The organism is Halomonas sp. HNIBRBA4712 (assembly GCF_043558675.1).
Classification (GTDB): domain Bacteria; phylum Pseudomonadota; class Gammaproteobacteria; order Pseudomonadales; family Halomonadaceae; genus Vreelandella.
Map to the genome: position 1 here is coordinate 24366 of NZ_JBIFXR010000004.1, position 16664 is coordinate 41029.

13 protein-coding genes are annotated in these 16664 nt (G+C 63.3%); 5 read left to right on the forward strand and 8 right to left on the reverse strand.

Going from position 1 to position 16664, the window contains the following annotated elements:
- Positions 1 to 12: 12 nt before the first annotated feature.
- A complete protein-coding gene (locus tag ACGK9R_RS09565; RefSeq protein ID WP_394580607.1) occupies positions 13 to 669 on the reverse strand; it encodes a tRNA-(ms[2]io[6]A)-hydroxylase in 657 nt (218 codons plus the stop codon).
- A 468-nt stretch (positions 670 to 1137) separates the two neighbouring features.
- Here ACGK9R_RS09565 and acnB point away from each other — a divergent pair, with 468 nt between their 5' ends.
- The 3 genes from acnB (at position 1138) to ACGK9R_RS09580 (ending at position 6045) form a co-directional block, all read left to right on the forward strand.
- The gene (gene acnB, locus ACGK9R_RS09570) at positions 1138 to 3741 is read left to right on the forward strand and encodes a bifunctional aconitate hydratase 2/2-methylisocitrate dehydratase (RefSeq protein WP_394580609.1); all 2604 of its coding nucleotides are present in this window, start codon (positions 1138 to 1140) and stop codon (positions 3739 to 3741) included.
- A gap of 243 nt (positions 3742 to 3984) precedes the next feature.
- Positions 3985 to 4107, forward strand: a complete 123-nt coding sequence (locus ACGK9R_RS09575) for a hypothetical protein (RefSeq protein ID WP_394580611.1) — start codon at positions 3985 to 3987, stop codon at positions 4105 to 4107.
- Positions 4108 to 4164: 57 nt separating this feature from the next.
- Positions 4165 to 6045, forward strand: coding sequence for a glycerophosphodiester phosphodiesterase family protein (locus ACGK9R_RS09580; protein WP_394580612.1), 1881 nt, complete (start codon positions 4165 to 4167; stop codon positions 6043 to 6045).
- Positions 6046 to 6053: 8 nt separating this feature from the next.
- Here the strand turns inward: ACGK9R_RS09580 and ggt are convergent, their stop codons facing one another.
- Positions 6054 to 7844: a gamma-glutamyltransferase gene (gene ggt / locus ACGK9R_RS09585; protein ID WP_394580614.1), complete on the reverse strand. Its 1791-nt coding sequence runs from the start codon at positions 7842 to 7844 to the stop codon at positions 6054 to 6056.
- Positions 7845 to 7987: 143 nt separating this feature from the next.
- On the reverse strand, positions 7988 to 10360 hold the full coding sequence (ppsA, locus tag ACGK9R_RS09590; RefSeq protein WP_394580616.1) for a phosphoenolpyruvate synthase: 2373 nt from the start codon (positions 10358 to 10360) through the stop codon (positions 7988 to 7990).
- A gap of 250 nt (positions 10361 to 10610) precedes the next feature.
- Between ppsA and ACGK9R_RS09595 the strand changes: the two genes are divergently transcribed.
- On the forward strand, positions 10611 to 11444 hold the full coding sequence (locus tag ACGK9R_RS09595; protein WP_394580618.1) for a pyruvate, water dikinase regulatory protein: 834 nt from the start codon (positions 10611 to 10613) through the stop codon (positions 11442 to 11444).
- Between the two features lie 11 nt (positions 11445 to 11455).
- Here the strand turns inward: ACGK9R_RS09595 and ACGK9R_RS09600 are convergent, their stop codons facing one another.
- The 4 genes from ACGK9R_RS09600 to ACGK9R_RS09615 form a co-directional block, all read right to left on the reverse strand.
- Positions 11456 to 12034, reverse strand: coding sequence for a hypoxanthine-guanine phosphoribosyltransferase (locus ACGK9R_RS09600; RefSeq protein WP_394580619.1), 579 nt, complete (start codon positions 12032 to 12034; stop codon positions 11456 to 11458).
- Positions 12035 to 12150: 116 nt separating this feature from the next.
- Positions 12151 to 13164: a beta-N-acetylhexosaminidase gene (nagZ, locus tag ACGK9R_RS09605; protein WP_394580621.1), complete on the reverse strand. Its 1014-nt coding sequence runs from the start codon at positions 13162 to 13164 to the stop codon at positions 12151 to 12153.
- Positions 13165 to 13232: 68 nt separating this feature from the next.
- A complete protein-coding gene (locus tag ACGK9R_RS09610; RefSeq protein WP_394580623.1) occupies positions 13233 to 13751 on the reverse strand; it encodes a L,D-transpeptidase family protein in 519 nt (172 codons plus the stop codon).
- A complete protein-coding gene (locus ACGK9R_RS09615) occupies positions 13729 to 14406 on the reverse strand; it encodes a TetR/AcrR family transcriptional regulator (RefSeq protein ID WP_394580625.1) in 678 nt (225 codons plus the stop codon). Before ACGK9R_RS09615 ends, ACGK9R_RS09610 begins: the two co-directional genes overlap by 23 nt.
- A gap of 234 nt (positions 14407 to 14640) precedes the next feature.
- Here ACGK9R_RS09615 and lexA point away from each other — a divergent pair, with 234 nt between their 5' ends.
- Positions 14641 to 15315 (forward strand): transcriptional repressor LexA, encoded by a 675-nt coding sequence (lexA, locus tag ACGK9R_RS09620; RefSeq protein WP_394580627.1) that lies wholly within the window; start codon positions 14641 to 14643, stop codon positions 15313 to 15315.
- A gap of 150 nt (positions 15316 to 15465) precedes the next feature.
- Here the strand turns inward: lexA and purU are convergent, their stop codons facing one another.
- Complete coding sequence (gene purU, locus ACGK9R_RS09625) at positions 15466 to 16320, reverse strand: formyltetrahydrofolate deformylase (protein ID WP_394580629.1); 855 nt, start codon at positions 16318 to 16320, stop codon at positions 15466 to 15468.
- Positions 16321 to 16664 lie beyond the last annotated feature (344 nt).

Here is a 16664-nt window from a genome sequence, read left to right on the forward strand (position 1 = left end):
ACGGGGCTCGACTTAGGCCGGCACACCGCTATGAAAACGAAAGGCTGTATCGGTCGAGATGATCAGCTCGGCTTCACGCGCCACGAAAAAGGCGATGCGCTCATCGATCGGCGCCGCCGTTTGCTGGCGCGCCAGCAGCAGATAATCCTCGAAGTGGCGCCCTTCCGACTTGACCAGCGTGCGATAAAAGCGCGCCAGCTCCTCGTCGAGATAGGGAATCAAACGAGCGAAACGCTCGCAGCTTCGCGCCTCGATCAGCGCGCCGATGATCAGCACGTCGATCAGCCGCTCGGGCTCGTTGGGGCGCAGGTGACGACGCAACCCTTCGGCGTAGCGCGAGGCGCTCAGGTGGGTGTATTTCACCCCGCGGCGCTCCATCAGCCCCACGACCTGCTCGAAATGTAAAAGCTCTTCGCGCGCCAGCTGCGACATCTTGGCGAGCAAAAGCGGCTGATCGACGTGGCGGTAGAGAAGGTTCATCGCCGTCGAGGCAGCTTTTTTCTCACACTGGGCGTGATCGATCAAAAGCGTTTCAGGATTGGCCAGCGCCCAGCCAAGCCAGGCATCCGGCGTTGGGCAGGCGAGAAACGCATTGAGACTTTCGGGCAACAGATCCTCTGCGCCGAGCGCGTGATCAGAAGGTGTCAGTTCGGCTAACTCTATCGACATGGTCGGTATCCTGGCGCCTTATCCATCAAATACATACCTATACTCCGGTAGCTCGCACCGCTGCGTGCCATATAGCGACCTGAATGAAGACTATACCACGCGTTGGGCAGCTTTTCGGTCGAATCCAGGTATATCGGCGAGCGTAACCTGTTGGCGGGCTTGAGTCTTCTTATGCTATTCAAGAGCGCACTCATGAGTAATTGCAAACGGCTTTAAAGTCTAACGTCGTAGACGCTCCCCTCTCATGTCAATTCAAGGCTCGCCCAGTTTAAACGAACGTTTGCCATGATGCGCGCCACTCCTGGTCAAAAGTCGCAGTCGGCGCCGACCATCTTAACATTGTCGACAGTTTGTCGTAGAATCGCCGCCATCCATCCAGCGCTGTGTCATGCGACTGTCACGTGCCCGGCCGCACCCTGACCGTGTGGAAACGCGCCGGGTATTATCAAGAAACGAGAGGGCCCCAACGTGCTTGAAGCTTATCGCCAACATGTCGAGGAACGCGCCGCCGAAGGCGTACCACCCAAGCCCCTGAATGCCGAGCAGACCGCCGCGCTGATCGAGCTTCTCAAGAACCCGCCGGTCGGCGAAGAAGAGTTCATTCTAGAGCTGCTCACCCATCGCATTCCGCCGGGTGTCGACGAAGCCGCCTACGTCAAGGCCGGCTTTCTGACCGCTATCGCCAAGGGCGAAACCGAGTCGCCGCTCGTCGACAAGATCCACGCGGTGAAGCTCTTGGGCACCATGCAGGGTGGCTACAACATCGTCTCGCTGGTCGAGTTTCTCGATGACGAGGCGCTTGCGAAAGAAGCCGGCGAGCAGCTCAAGCACACCATCCTCATGTTCGACGCCTTCCATGATGTCGAAGAGCGCGCCAAAAACGGCAACGCCGTGGCCAAGGACGTCATGAACTCCTGGGCCGAGGCCGAATGGTACCTCTCCAAACCCGCGCTGGATGAAAAGATCGCCCTGACCGTGTTCAAGGTGCCCGGCGAAACCAACACCGACGATCTGTCGCCGGCGCCGGACGCCTGGTCGCGCCCGGACATTCCGCTGCACGCCAACGCCATGCTCAAGAACGAGCGCGACGGCATCACACCCGAAGTGCCCGGTACCCGCGGGCCGCTTGATCAGATCAACGCGGTCAAGGAGAAGGGCTTCCCGGTCGCCTACGTTGGCGACGTGGTAGGTACCGGCTCTTCGCGTAAGTCCGGGACCAACTCAGTGCTGTGGTTCTTCGGCGACGACATTGCGTACGTTCCCAACAAGCGCGCCGGCGGCTTCTGCTTTGGCGGCAAGATCGCACCGATCTTCTTCAACACCATGGAAGACTCCGGCGCCTTGCCCGTCGAAATGGATGTCTCGAAACTCGAGATGGGCGATGTCATCGACATCTACCCCTATGAAGGCAAGGTGTGCAAGCACGGCACCGACGAGGTGATCACCACCTTCGAGCTCAAGACCCAGCTGATTCTGGATGAAGTACGCGCGGGCGGGCGTATCCCGCTGATCATCGGCCGCGGGCTGACCGGCAAGGCGCGCGAGTCGCTCGGTCTTCCGGCCTCGGACGTATTCCGCCTCTCCGAGCAGCCAAAGGACACCGGCAAGGGCTTTACCCTGGCCCAGAAGATGGTCGGCAAGGCGTGCGATCTTCCCGGCGTGCGCCCGGGCATGTACTGCGAGCCGAAGATGACCACCGTTGGCTCTCAGGACACCACTGGCCCGATGACCCGCGACGAGCTCAAGGACCTGGCGTGCCTGGGCTTCCAGGCGGATCTGGTCATGCAGTCGTTCTGCCACACCTCTGCCTATCCCAAGCCGGTGGATGTGGACACCCACCACACCCTGCCGGACTTCATCATGAACCGCGGCGGCGTGTCGCTGCGCCCGGGCGACGGAATCATCCACAGCTGGCTCAACCGCATGCTGCTGCCGGACACCGTGGGCACCGGCGGCGACTCGCACACCCGCTTCCCGATGGGCATCTCCTTCCCGGCGGGCTCGGGGCTCGTTGCCTTTGCCGCCGCTACCGGCGTAATGCCGCTGGATATGCCGGAATCGGTGCTGGTGCGCTTCAAGGGCAAGCGCCAGCCCGGCGTGACGCTGCGCGATCTGGTCCACGCGATTCCGCTCTACGCCATCAAGCAGGGCCTTCTGACCGTGGCCAAGTCCGGCAAGAAGAATGCCTTCTCCGGGCGCATTCTCGAAATCGAAGGGCTCGAGGATCTGACCGTCGAGCAAGCCTTCGAGCTTTCCGATGCCTCCGCCGAGCGTAGTGCGGCGGGCTGCACCATTACGCTGTCTGACGAGAGCGTGACCGAGTACCTGAAGTCGAACATCACGCTTTTGAAGTGGATGATCGCCAACGGCTACGGCGACGAGCGCACCATCAGCCGGCGCATCGAGGGGATGGAAGCCTGGCTTGCCAACCCGAGCCTGATGCGCGCGGACAAGGACGCCGAGTACGCCGAGATCATCGAGATCGACCTCGACGAAATCAACGAGCCGGTACTCTGCGCGCCGAACGACCCGGACGATGCGCGGCTTCTTTCCGATGTGGCCGGCGAGAAGATCGACGAGGTGTTCATCGGTTCGTGCATGACCAACATCGGCCACTTCCGCGCGGCGGGCAAGCTTCTGGAGAAACAGCCGGCGGGCAGCCTCAAGACACGTTTGTGGCTGGCGCCGCCGACCAAAATGGATCAGCATCAGCTGACCGAAGAGGGGTACTACGGTATCTACGGCCGTGCGGGAGCCCGCATGGAAATGCCGGGATGTTCACTGTGTATGGGTAACCAGGCCCGCGTCGAAGCGAAAAGCACCGTGGTGTCCACGTCTACACGTAACTTCCCGAACCGTCTGGGCGATGGTGCCAACGTGTACCTGGCCTCGGCGGAGCTGGCGGCGGTCGCCGCCGTCGAAGGTCGTCTGCCAAGCGTCGAAGAGTACCAGCGCTACATGGGCGAATTTGACGCCATGGCCGGCGAGATCTATCGTTACATGAACTTCCACGAAATCGAGGAGTATCAAAAGATTGCCTCGAACGTGATTCCGGTTGCTCAGGAAGCCTAAGCGCCTTCTGACAACCGTTCCATCGCCGATGCTCGCACCATCGCAGAGGGGTTATCCGTTTTCCTCTCTGAGCCGATGACCGAACGCCCCGCTCCTCCTTCGAGGGCGGGGCGTTTTTTATCGCGCGACCCTTTTCATCGACCGTTGCCTTTTCATTGAACACTACAAGGAGCGTTTCATGACCCCGCCCTCTTACCCGCCTTCGCCACGCCGGATCTGTGCGACGCCCATCCGGAGGTGGTCGTGCTCGAACCCCTGTTCGTGAACCTGGTCAGCTTCACCGGCGCCACGATCAAATCGGGTCAGTGGCGCTACGCCGACAACAACGGCGTCATCGTCGCCGAACACGCCCTGCCCTTGGCCTGATCCGGCCTTTCGTCGCGCGGCCCGGCCGCGTTTTCATTGTCTTTCGAAGTGTTTGCCATGCAGTCGTTGATTTCTCTGGGCCGCGCTCTTTATCGCACGTTCAAGGAGCACCTGCGCCCGCTGGTCGCCTTTCATCTGCTCTTCACGCTGCTGGCCTCGGCGCTTTTGCTGCCGGCGATCGGCTGGGTGGCGCAGACGCTATTGTCGGTACTCAACCGCACCGTAATCTCCACCGAGGCGCTGGTGGCGCTGCTGTTCAGCCCTATCGGGCTCGTGACGCTCTCAATCGCACTGTGGTTCGGTTTTCTGCTGATCTATTGGCAGCAGGCCGGCATGCTGCTGGTCGCCAGCCGTCCTCGCGGTGGGCGCTACCGGCTGGCGTTCGAGGCGCTGTGGCAAAGTACAAAGCGCCTGCCGGCGCTTTCGGGGCTGGTGATTCTTCAGGTTGGCGCGCACCTGCTGCTGCTTGCACCGTTCATGGCCGCGCTCGCCTTCCTTCATGAAGTGCTGCTCAGCGGCATAGACCTTTACTATCTGCAGCGCGTGCGCCCGCCGGTGCTCTGGTATTTCATCGCCGGCGCCTTTCCGCTGGTGCTTGGCTGGATGGCGCTGGCCGCCTGGCTTTACCTGCGCTGGATGCTGGCGCTGCCGCTGGTAGCCATCGAGGGCCTGTCGCCGCTTTCCGCGCTCAAGCAGAGCGTACCCTTGACGCGCGGCTGGCGCCGCTCTATCGGCGCGGCAGTACTGACGCTTCTGGCGCTGATCGTGCTATTGCCGATTCTCGTGACCTGGCTTTTCGACCTGATCGTCACGCCGCTTTTGTGGTGGCTGCCCGAGCGCAGCGCCGTGCTGATTCCGGCCATGCTGGCCTACCTCACCGGGTTCGTGTTGATCACTTTGACCATCACCTTTCTCGGCGTGGCGCTCAACGCCCTGCTCTCGGCGTGCCTCTACCAGCGCCTGGCCGAGCGCTCGCCGCCAGCGCCCAGCGAGACCCGCCGCGCCGGCCGCTTTGCCTGGGCGCTCGAAGCGTTCGTGCTGCTGTTCGCGGCGCTGCAGGCCTGGTGGATTCTCAACAGTTTCGAGCTGCGCGATGACGTCAAGGTGATCGCCCATCGCGGAAGCTCCATGGTCGCGCCGGAAAACACCCTGGCCGCGGTGCGCCATGCCCTCGAGGATCGAGCGGACCTGGTCGAGCTCGACGTGCGCCTGAGCCTGGATAACGAGGTACTGCTTTATCACGACCGCAGCCTGACCCGCCTCACCGGCGACCCGCGAGATTTTGGCGAGCTGACCCGCGAGGAGCTGTCGCTGTTCGATATCGGCAGCTGGTTCGGCGACGCCTTCGTCGGCGAGCGGATCGCCGGGCTCGACGAGACGCTCGCACTGGTGCGCGGCAAGGCGGGGCTGATGATCGACATGAAGGCGTCGCCCGGTGACGAGCAGCGTCTGGCCCAGGCGGTGATCGAAGCGCTCGAGCGCGAATCGGACATCCGCTACCGCTGCTGGGCGACGCAACAAAGCGCGCTGGACGGCATGAGCGAGTGTGGCTTTCCCAACGCGCTTCTGGAGATGCGCGTGGCGACCATGACGCCGGCGCTCGCCCGCTGGATCAAGGAGCAGGCGCCGGCGCTTAGAGTGACGCTGCTGGCGCAGCTGATTCTGCCGGGCACCCTCGACCGGCGCCATTTCGACGCGCTGGGGCTCCGGCATAACCGTGTCACTCGCCAGGAGATCGAGCTGGCCGCGCGCTATGGCTACGAGATTCATGCCTGGACGGTCAACGACCGGGCCAGGATGTCGACGCTGATCGACCAGGGGGTGGATGCGATCATCACCGACTACCCGGACCGGCTCTCGGCGCTGATGCAGGACCGCCACGCGTTGAGCGATGGCGGCCTGCTGTTGGTGAAGCTGCGCAACTGGCTGCGCGAGTAGCGAGCCCGCTACTCGCCCATCACCACGCCTTCGCGGCGCGGGTCGGCGCCGCCGAAGAGCGTTCCGTCCTCGAGCCGGCGAATCGCCTGCAGGCCGCTGGTCAGCTCACGCTCGCTGACGTTGTGACCGCGCTCGGTAAGGGCTTCGATGGTCGCTTCGGGAAAACGCCCCTCCTCGACCCAGACATCGCCGCCCAGGGTTACCGCGTGGGGTAAATTGAGCGCTTCCTGGGCGCTCAAGCCCCAGTCGCGCATGGCCAGAAGCGAACGCGCGGTGTAGTGAATGATCGCCGCGCCGCCAGGCGAGCCAAGACTTGCCACGAACTCGCCGCTCTCCTGATCGAACACCAGCGTCGGGCTCATGCTCGAGCGCGGCCGTTTGCCGGGCTCGACCCGGTTGGCTACCGGCTCGCCATCGACCGTCGGAGTGAAGGAGAAGTCGGTCAGCTCGTTGTTGAGCAGATAGCCGCCGGGAAGCCCCGTGCCGCCGTCGGCCATGATGCGCGAGCCAAACGCCTGCTCGATGGTGGTGGTCATGGCCAAGGCGTTGCCGTCAGCGTCGACGATGCTGATATGGCTGGTGCCGTACTCGGGCTGAGTCGGCTGGCTTGCGTAGCTCACCGAGAACTCGCCGGGGTTACCGGGCTCGGCGGTGTCCCCCATGCTCGTATCGTCGATCAGCTGGCTGCGGCTTTCCAGATACGCAGGTGCGAGCATCGTCGTCCAATCACCGCCCGGCGCCTCGACGAAGGCCGGATCCGCGATATAGCGGTTGCGGTCGGCGAAGGCGAGTCGCGAGGCCTCCAGAAACTGGTGCAGCCAGCCGCTGCTGGTCACGCCGTTATCCAGCGGCGCCTCGACCATCGGCTGGTCATCGAGCATGCCCAGAATCTGCATGACGGTCAGATGGCCGGATGAAGGCGGCGGAAAGCCACAGACGTTCCACTGCTGCCAGGGGGTGCAGATCGCGTCGCGGTTGACGCTTTCGTAGCCGCTCAGATCTTCAAGGGTTATCGCTCCAGGGCGCAGTGGGTGGTTCTGCACCCGCGCCACCAGATCCTCGGCCACCTCGCCTTCGTAGAAAGCGCGGCTGCCCTCGTCGGCGATACGCCGCAGCACCGCGGCCAGCGCTGGATTGGTCAGCGTTTCGCCCACGGCGATCGCCTCGCCGGTATTGTCGTAGTAGAAGCGGGAAGCGATGGGATCGTCGCGTAGCGCCTGATCCTCATCGAGGCTCGTGTGCAGCCGCTGGCTGACCTGAAAGCCCTCCTCGGCGAGCGTGATCGCCGGCACGAACAGCGCTGACCAGTCGAGGCGGCCGTGGGCGGCGTGAGCGGTTTCCAGCATGCGCACGGTGCCGGGTACGCCGACCGAGCGCCCGCCGACCACCGCGTCCATGAACGCCATCGGCTCGCCGCCTTCCATGAACAGGTTCTCGTCGACCATGGCGGGCGCGGTTTCACGGCCATCGAAGGCGCTGACCTCATCGCCATCGTAATACATCAAGAACGCGCCGCCGCCGATGCCGCTGGACTGCGGCTCGACCAGCGACAGCACCATCTGCACGGCGATCGCCGCGTCGATGGCGTTGCCGCCGGCCTCGAGGATTTGAAAGCCGGCATCGGTGGCGAGTGGGTTGGCGGCGGCCACGGCGAACTTCTCGAAGGCCCAGCCGGGCTTATCCTCATAGCCCGAGCCGACCTCGGGGGTGACCGAGGGCGCCTCGTAGGTAAAGCCGAAGCTGTAAAGCGGCACCAGCAGCAGGCCGGTCAGGGGCAGCGTGGCCCAAAGTCGTTGCATGATCACTCCTTGACGTCTTGACGCGCAGGCGTTGGCGCCGTTGAACGGGGAACGGGTGTGACACCCTTTCACCAGGATAGCCTATAAAACGCCTCCGCCCGGCACAATGGCCGGGCGGAATCGGGCAGGCATTAACGCCGGTATCAGCCGATGGTCTCACCGGCCAGCATGAACCAGGTCTCCAGCACCGCATCCGGGTTGAGCGAGACCGAGTCGATGCCCTGCTCCATCAACCACTTGGCAAGTTCAGGATGATCCGACGGGCCCTGGCCGCAGATACCGACGTACTTGCCTTGTGCCTTGCACGCCTTGATCGCCATGGAAAGAAGCTTCTTCACCGCTTCGTTACGCTCGTCGAACAGGTGCGCAACGATGCCGGAGTCGCGGTCAAGTCCCAGGGTCAGCTGGGTCAGGTCGTTGGAGCCGATCGAGAAGCCGTCGAAGTGCTCGAGGAACTCGTCGGCCAGCAGAGCGTTGGCCGGCAGCTCGCACATCATGATCACCTTGAGATCGTCATCACGGCGATCCAGCCCGTTGGCGGCGAGCAGTTCGACGACCTCGCGCGCCTCAGAGGTGGTGCGCACGAAGGGCACCATGATCTCGACGTTCTTGAAGCCCATCTCGTCGCGCACGCGCTTGAGTGCTTGGCACTCAAGCTCGAAACAGGGGCGAAACGCCTCGGAGACGTAGCGCGAAGCGCCGCGAAAGCCGAGCATCGGGTTCTCTTCACCGGGTTCATAGAGCTTGCCACCGATCAGGTTCTCGTACTCGTTGGACTTGAAGTCCGACAGGCGCACGATGACCTTCTGCGGATAAAACGCGGCGGCAAGCGTCGACACCCCTTCGACGAGCTTGTCGACGTAGAAGCTGACCGGGTCATCGTAGCCCGCCGTGCGCGCGTCGATCACCTGCTGGAGATCCGGCGTCTGACGGTCGTACTCGAGAAGCGCCCTGGGGTGCACGCCGATCATGCGATTGATGATGAACTCGAGCCTGGCCAGGCCCACCCCCGCATTGGGCAGCCCCGCAAAGCCGAAGGCGCGGTCCGGGTTGCCCACGTTCATCATGATCTTGAACGGGATTTCCGGCATGGCGTCGACGCTCGATACCTTGCATTCAAAATCGAGAAGCCCCTCGTAGACGTTGCCGGTATCGCCTTCGGAGCAGGAGACGGTGACGTCGACCCCTTCGCGAAGCTCGGTGGTGGCGTCACCGCAGCCGACCACCGCCGGGATGCCGAGTTCGCGAGCGATGATCGCCGCGTGGCAGGTGCGCCCTCCGCGGTTGGTGACGATCGCCGAGGCGCGCTTCATGATCGGCTCCCAGTCCGGGTCGGTCATGTCGGTGACCAGTACGTCGCCGGACTGGACCTTCTCCATGTCGTCCGGGCTCATCACCACCTTGACCGTGCCGCTGCCGATACGCTGGCCGATGGCGCGGCCGGTGATCAGCTTGCGCCCCTTCTCCTTGAGGTAAAAGCGCTCGAGCTTGCCGCCCTCCTGCTGGGAGACCACGGTTTCCGGGCGCGCCTGAACGATGTATAGCTTGCCGTCGTCGCCGTCCAGCGCCCACTCGATGTCCATCGGGCGGGCGTAGTGCTGCTCGATGGTCACCGCCTGGCGGGCAAGGTCCATGACCTGTTCGTCGTTGATGCAGAAACGCCCGCGATCGGAAAGCGGCACGTCGACGGTGGCCACGGACTTGCCGGCGCTGGCGCTTTCGCCGTAGATCATCTTGATCAGCTTGGAGCCGAGCGTGCGGCGCAGCACCGCCGGGCGGCCAGCCGCAAGCGTCGGCTTATGAACGTAAAACTCGTCCGGGTTGACCGCGCCCTGCACGACCGTCTCCCCCAGGCCCCAGGAGGCGGTGACGAACACCGCATCGCGGTAGCCGGACTCGGTATCCAGGGTGAACATGACGCCGGAGGCGCCGGTTTCCGAACGCACCATTTTCTGCACGCCGGCGGAGAGCGCGACGTTCTCGTGGGCGTAGCCGCGATGCACGCGGTAGGAAATGGCGCGGTCGTTGAAGAGTGACGCGAACACTTCGTGCACGGCGCGCTTGACGTTGTCGAAGCCTTCGATGTTCAGGAAGGTCTCCTGCTGGCCGGCAAAGGAGGCGTCCGGCAGATCCTCGGCGGTGGCGGAGCTTCGCACCGCGGCCTTGAGATTCGGGTGACGGCTCTGGAGCTCGGCGTAGGCATCGGCCAGCGCGCTCTCGAAAGCGGGCGGCAAAGGCGTGTCGATGATCCACTGGCGAATGGTGCTACCGGCCTCGGCTAGCGCCTTGACATCGTCGACGTCGAGGCGCGAGAGCAGCGCATTGATGCGGTCGTTCAAGCCTTCATGGGCGAGAAACTCGCGATAGGCGTGGGCAGTCGTGGCGAAGCCACCGGGGACGGTCACGCCGACGCCGGCCAGGTTGGAGATCATCTCACCGAGCGAGGCGTTCTTGCCGCCCACGCGCTCGACGTCGTTCATGCCCAGCTGCTCGAACCCCACAATGTACTCTTGCACGCAATACCCCTTGTCTTGTCGTCAACCTCAGGTTGAACCACCGAACGCGTCGGCCATGGCCATCGAGCGTGTCACCCTATCACCACCCCTTCGTATTCGCCATTAGTCTAATAGCGAAGGTTTTGAAGGTTTTTTACAACACACGCCGTTTTACCGCCGGATATGTAGTCGAGCGCGGGCGGGCCGTTGTGCCGGGAGCGGTAAGCGGTGAAAATGGCGCTTCACGAATAGGTGCGAGAGGGAGTCAGCCATGAAGCGTACGGCGTTTTTCATTTCCGACGGCACGGGCATCACTGCCGAAAGCCTGGGGCGAAGCCTTCTGGCGCAGTTCAGCGGCGTCGAGATCACGATGCTGACCAAGCCCTACATCGACACGATCGAAAAGGCCCGGGCGCTTGCGGACATCATCGACGCCACCGCCAACCGCGACGGCCAGCGGCCGATCATCATCGACACCATCGTCGATCAGAGCATCCGCGATGTGATTCGTGAGGCTCAGGGCTTCAAGGTCGACGTCTTCTCGACTTTTCTCGAGCCGCTGGAGCAGGAGCTTGCCACCCACTCCTCCTACAGCGTGGGCCGCACCCACGCGATCGGCAGCGACGACGTTTACATGGACCGTATCCACTCGGTGCATTTTGCCCTCGACAACGACGACGGCGCCCGCACCCACCAGTATGATCAGGCGGACGTGATTCTGGTCGGCGTGTCGCGCTGCGGCAAGACGCCGACCTCGCTCTACCTGGCGCTGCAGTTCGGCATCCGCGCGGCCAACTACCCGCTGACCGAGGATGATCTCGATGAAGACGGCAGTCTCAAACTGCCCCGGGTACTCGCCCCGCACCGTCATAAGCTGTTCGGACTGACCATCGACGCGCGCAGGCTCTCGGCGATTCGCAACGAGCGCCGCCCCAACAGCCGCTACAGCTCCATCGATCAGTGCGTGCAGGAGGTCGAGCAGGCGGCGGCGCTTTACCGCTCGATGAACATTCCCTTCATCGATACCACGCGCTTCTCGATCGAGGAGATCTCGACGCGCATGATCGCCGAAACCGGGCTCGCGCGGCGCTTTTCGCCGCGCTGAGCCCTGGAGGTTTAGAGGCCCTTGGGCGCAAAGATGCCCGGGGCGTTGCGCCAGTAGCCCTTGTAGTCCATACCGAAGCCAAACACGTAGCGGTCCGCCACTTCGAGGCCGCAGTAGTCGGCCTTAAGCCCAGGCACCGCCTTGCGGTCATGGGTCTTGTCGACCAGCACCGCGGTGGACACACTCGCCGCCTGCGCCTCTTCGCAGTACTTGAGAATCGCTGCCAGGGTCGCGCCCTCGTCGAGGATGTCGTCGATGATCACCACGTGGCGCCCGGCCATCGGCACTTCCGGCGAGACCCGCCAGAAGAGCTCGCCGCCGCGCAGTTCGTTGCGATAGCGCGTGGCGTGCAGGTAATCCACCTCGAGCGGAAAGCCTAGCCGGGTCAGCAAATGCCCGGTGGTGATCAGCCCGCCGTTCATCACGCAGTAGAATACCGGCAGCTTGTCGCCGAGATCCGCAGTGATCGCTTCCGCCATCCGGTCAAGCGCCCTTTCCACTTCTTCCTGGCTGATCAGGCAGTCGGCGTTATCCATCAGCTCGCGCATCGAATCCAGCGATTCGAGGGCTTGTTTATCCAGTTTGGCCATCGTGGGCTCCAGCGGTGATGTCAAAAAATAACGAATCCAGGCGCCGATGAATCATCGTCGCTTGGTGGGTTCGCCTGGATCGTCAAAAGGGTCGTTGAACGAGTCGTCGAAAAAGATTAGAGGCTTGCCAGCTCGCTCAAGCGGGCATTGGCGCGGCGCCAGCGCTTGAGCGCAGAAAGTGCCTCGAGATCCGGCCGGGCGCGGGCGTAGCGCAGCTTACCGGTGCGCCGATTGTCGATACCGCCGACGCCCTTGACCACTTCGAGCGCCGCCTCGCGGTCGTTGCACACCAGCAGCATGTCGCAGCCGGCGTTAAGCGCTGCGCGCGCCCGCGCCAAAGGGCCGCCGGCGACGTGGGCGCCGGCCATGGTCAGGTCGTCGGAGAAGATCGCGCCCTTGAAGCCGAGCGACTCGCGCAGCATCCCAAGCCAGGCCGGAGAAAAGCCTGCCGGGCGCGCATCGAAAGCGCTGAACACCACGTGGGCCGGCATGACGCCATCGAGCTGACCGGCAAGTCGTGTGAATGGGACAAGATCCCGCGCTTTTAGCTCGGCAAGCGTGCGGGTGTCCTCGGCAACGCTTACGTGGGTGTCGGCTTCGATGCCGCCGTGGCCGGGGAAGTGCTTGCCCACCGCCGCCATGCCGGCTTCGTGCAGGCCCTGAATGAAGCGCGCGCCAAGCTCGGCAACGTGCTCGGGATCAAAGCCAAAGCTGCGATCGCCGATCACGCTCGATACCCCGCTTTCGACATCGAGTACCGGGGCAAAGCTTAGATCGAGCCCGCAGGCGGCCATTTCCATGCCCAGAAGCCAGCCGGCATCGTTTGCCAACTGCCCGCCCTCGGCCGGGTCATCGGCGTAGAGCTTTCCAATGCGCGCCATCGGCGGCAGGCGCGTCACGCCCTGGCGAATACGCTGTACGCGTCCGCCCTCCTGATCGATGCCGATCAGGATGTCCGGGCGAACGCGGCGAATATCGGCACACAGCGCGCTGACCTGCTCGGCGCCTTCGACGTTGCGCGCAAACAGGATCACCCCGCCGACGGCGGTATCGGCCAACAGCGCCTTTTCGGCGCGGGTAATGATGGGCCCTTCCAGGTCGAGCATGACCGGGCCAAGCGGTTGCGTCATCGGCATCTATCCAGCAAAACGGGCGCTCATTCTAGTCGATTGGCGCCTGCAAGCGAAACCGGAGCCGGTTAGTCGTGAAGCCAGACCGGCGTGCCCGGCGTGGCGAAGTCGAAAAGCCACAAGAGATCACTGTTGCGCAGCCGCACGCAGCCGTGGGACGCCGCCACGCCCATGGGCTCGCCAGGCGGCGTGCCGTGCAGGTAGATATAGCGGCGCTGGGAGTCGACGTCGCAACCCCGGTTGACGCCGCGCTCGAGCCCGCAAAGCCAGAGGATGCGGGTGAGAATCCAGTCGCGCTTCGGGTTTCGCTCGCCAAGCGCTGCCGTGAACACCTCGCCGGTAAAGCGCCGGCCGCGAAACACCGCGTTCTCGGGAAGGCCCGCGCCGATGGCGGCGCGCACGTAGTGCCAGCCGGCGGGGGTCTGGCCGCTGCCTTCCCGCTGGCCGGTGCCGTTTTTGCCGCTCGACACCGCGCACTCATGGGCAAGCCTCTTGCCCTGCCAGGCGCGAAGGCGCTGTTCGCTCAGGTCGATTTCGAGCCAGGGCGCCTCCCGCGGCGGTAACTCAGCCAGTCGGGGCGTGGGCATGGGGCGTCTCCTCGAGCGCGGGGGGAAGCGGTGCGTTCATCGCCGAGACCACCACCGGGCGCAGGCGGCGGATCAGATCACGCACCGACACCTGTTCGTCGTACTCCTTGGCAGCGATATCGCGCAGCGCATCGAGCCCGGAGAGCGTGAAGATCACCGTGCCGAGCATGAAGTGCAGCCGCCAGAAACGCTCGGCATCGGGAAGCCCCGGCGTTGCACGGCGCACGAGCTCGACGAAGCGGGTGAAGACATCGCCGTACTGCTGCTGAATATAGCGGCGAAGATGCCCCTGAGCCTGACTGTAGGCAAGCCCCAACAAGCGCATGAATACCTTCAGGCTGTTGCGCTCGGCGGGCACGCTCAGCACGGTGCTCGCCATGGTTTCGAGCAGCACCTCGAGCGGTATTTCCTCGTTGCCATAGCGCTCGCCAAGCGTATCGAGTGCCTCGTGAAAGCGCAGGCTGAACGGGTCGAGATAGCGTGCGAACACCGCCTGGATCAGCGCCTTCTTGGAGCCGAAGTGGTAGTTCACCGCCGCCAGGTTGACCCGCGCCTTGCTGGTAATGGTACGAAGCGAGGTTTCGGCGAAGCCGCGCTCGGCGAACAGCACTTCTGCCGTATCCAGAATACGCGTGACCGTATCAGACTGGGCCATGGCGCCCTCCAGAAAAACGAGTGTTTAAAACATGGCGAGAAAACATGAGCGCGATAGTAGGCCATTACGCCCCCGCGCTCAATTGGCAAGCCGCTCTTTCATCGTCGATTGACCCGTAACGGCTTTATAATCCGGGGCTTGAGTCATATACTGGACGAAGGAACATACTGTATAATTAAACACATATCGTTTTAGTCATTTTTTTCAAGCTACCCTGTCACGTTGGAGTCCGCCATGTCCCGTCCTCTTACAGTACGTCAGCAGAACGTGTTTGATTTTATCGTCAAGACAATGAACGAGTACGGCTACCCTCCGACGCGCGCTGAAATCGCCAAGGCCTTGGGCTTTCGCTCGCCCAACGCCGCCGAAGAGCACCTGCGCGCGCTCGAGCGCAAGGGCGCGATCCGCATCATTCGCCACACCTCCCGCGGTATCCGCCTGCCCAACCAGGACACGCCGGAAGTCGCCGAGGCGGCCAACGACGTAAACGAAAACGCCGAGACGTCGACCCAGGGCCTTCCGATCATCGGCGAGGTCGCTGCGGGCAGTCCGATTCTTGCCGCCGAGCACATCGACCGCTATTGCCCGCTGCCGGCGGAGTATTTCACTCCGAAAGCCGACTACTTGCTGCGCGTGCGCGGGCTGTCGATGAAGGATATCGGCATTCTTGAAGGCGACCTGCTCGCGGTACACCGCACCGAACGGGTGCGCGATGGCCAGATCGTGGTGGCCCGCCTCGAGGACGAAGTGACCGTCAAGCGCTTTCGTCGCGACGGCCACCGGGTCACCCTGCACGCCGAAAACAGCGACTTCGCTCCGATCGAGATCGACCTGCGAAGCCAGGCGCTCGATATCGAAGGTGTGGGCGTGGGCGTGATTCGCGGCGGCAGCGGCCAGGCGCTGGGCTAAACGTCTAAAATCGGAAGCAGCAAAACGCCTCGCTAGCGTGTCGGGCAGCCCGGCACCGCACCCAACTCGATTCGCACCCCATACAGCGACTTCCAAACAAAAGGGGTACCTGGCGTACCCCTTTTTCGCGCCTGGTTGAAAACCACCTGTCTAGTTGAAAACCACCGTCTTGTTGCCGTCGATCAGTACGCGATCCTCCAGGTGCCACCTCAACCCGCGGGCGAGCACGGATTTCTCCACGTCGCGGCCAAAGCGCACCAGGTCCGTCGGCGTGTGGCAGTGGCTGACGCGGTGAATGTCCTGCTCGATGATCGGGCCGGCGTCGAGCTCTTCGGTGACGTAGTGGCAGGTCGCGCCGATCAGCTTCACGCCGCGCTCGAACGCCTGGTGGTAAGGCTTGGCGCCGGCAAACGACGGCAGAAAGCTGTGGTGAATGTTGATGATCTGCCCGGCGTAGTGCGTGCACAGCGCCGGCGGCAGAATCTGCATGTAGCGCGCCAGCACGATGCAGTCTGCCTCGAGCGCGTCGATCTGGCGCTGCACCGCATCGAACGCCGCCTGCTTGTCGTTGGGGTCGACCGCGATATGGAAGTAGGGGATCTCGTACCACTCGGAAAGCGAGCGCATGTCCGGATGGTTCGAAATGACGCCGACGATGTTGCAGTCGAGTTCGCCGGCCTGCCAGCGGTAGAGTAGATCGACCAGGCAGTGGGACTCTTTCGACACCATGATCACCACGTTGCGCCGCGCTTGCGTATCGACCAGCGCCCACTGCATGTCGAAGGCGTTGGCGATCGGCGCGAACGCCTCGGCCAGCGCCTCGCGGCTCATGCCGACCGAATCGGCGAGAATCTCGTAGCGCATGAAAAAGCGCCCGGACTCGAGATCCGAGTGCTGGCTCGCCTCGGTGATGGAGCCGCCATGTTGGGCGATGAAGCTCGACACGCGCGCCACGATGCCCACCTGGTCGGGGCAGGAAACGACTAACCGGTAGTAATGCGACATGAATATACTCTTTAATACTTTCCTGGGTACGCGCCTGGATACGCGCTTGCTTACACGCCTAAGTGCGCTCTATTGATACGCTCTTTTACCCACTCTTGAAGACACGCGTTGATAACCGGCGTGAAACGACGCTTTTATCGCTGCGCAGGGCCTGGCCCGGCACGAGACGTTAGTGTAACGCAAGCAGGCGCCGGGGGCATTGCCATCATTGTTAGCCGCCCCCGCCTTACCGTATAGTTAAAGCCTTACTTTTCAGGCTGTTCATATTCAATGGATCCATCACGCGTTCAACTTCGACCCCGTCGCCGCCCTCCCCTGCGCATTTTGCCGCTGGGGGGCTGCGG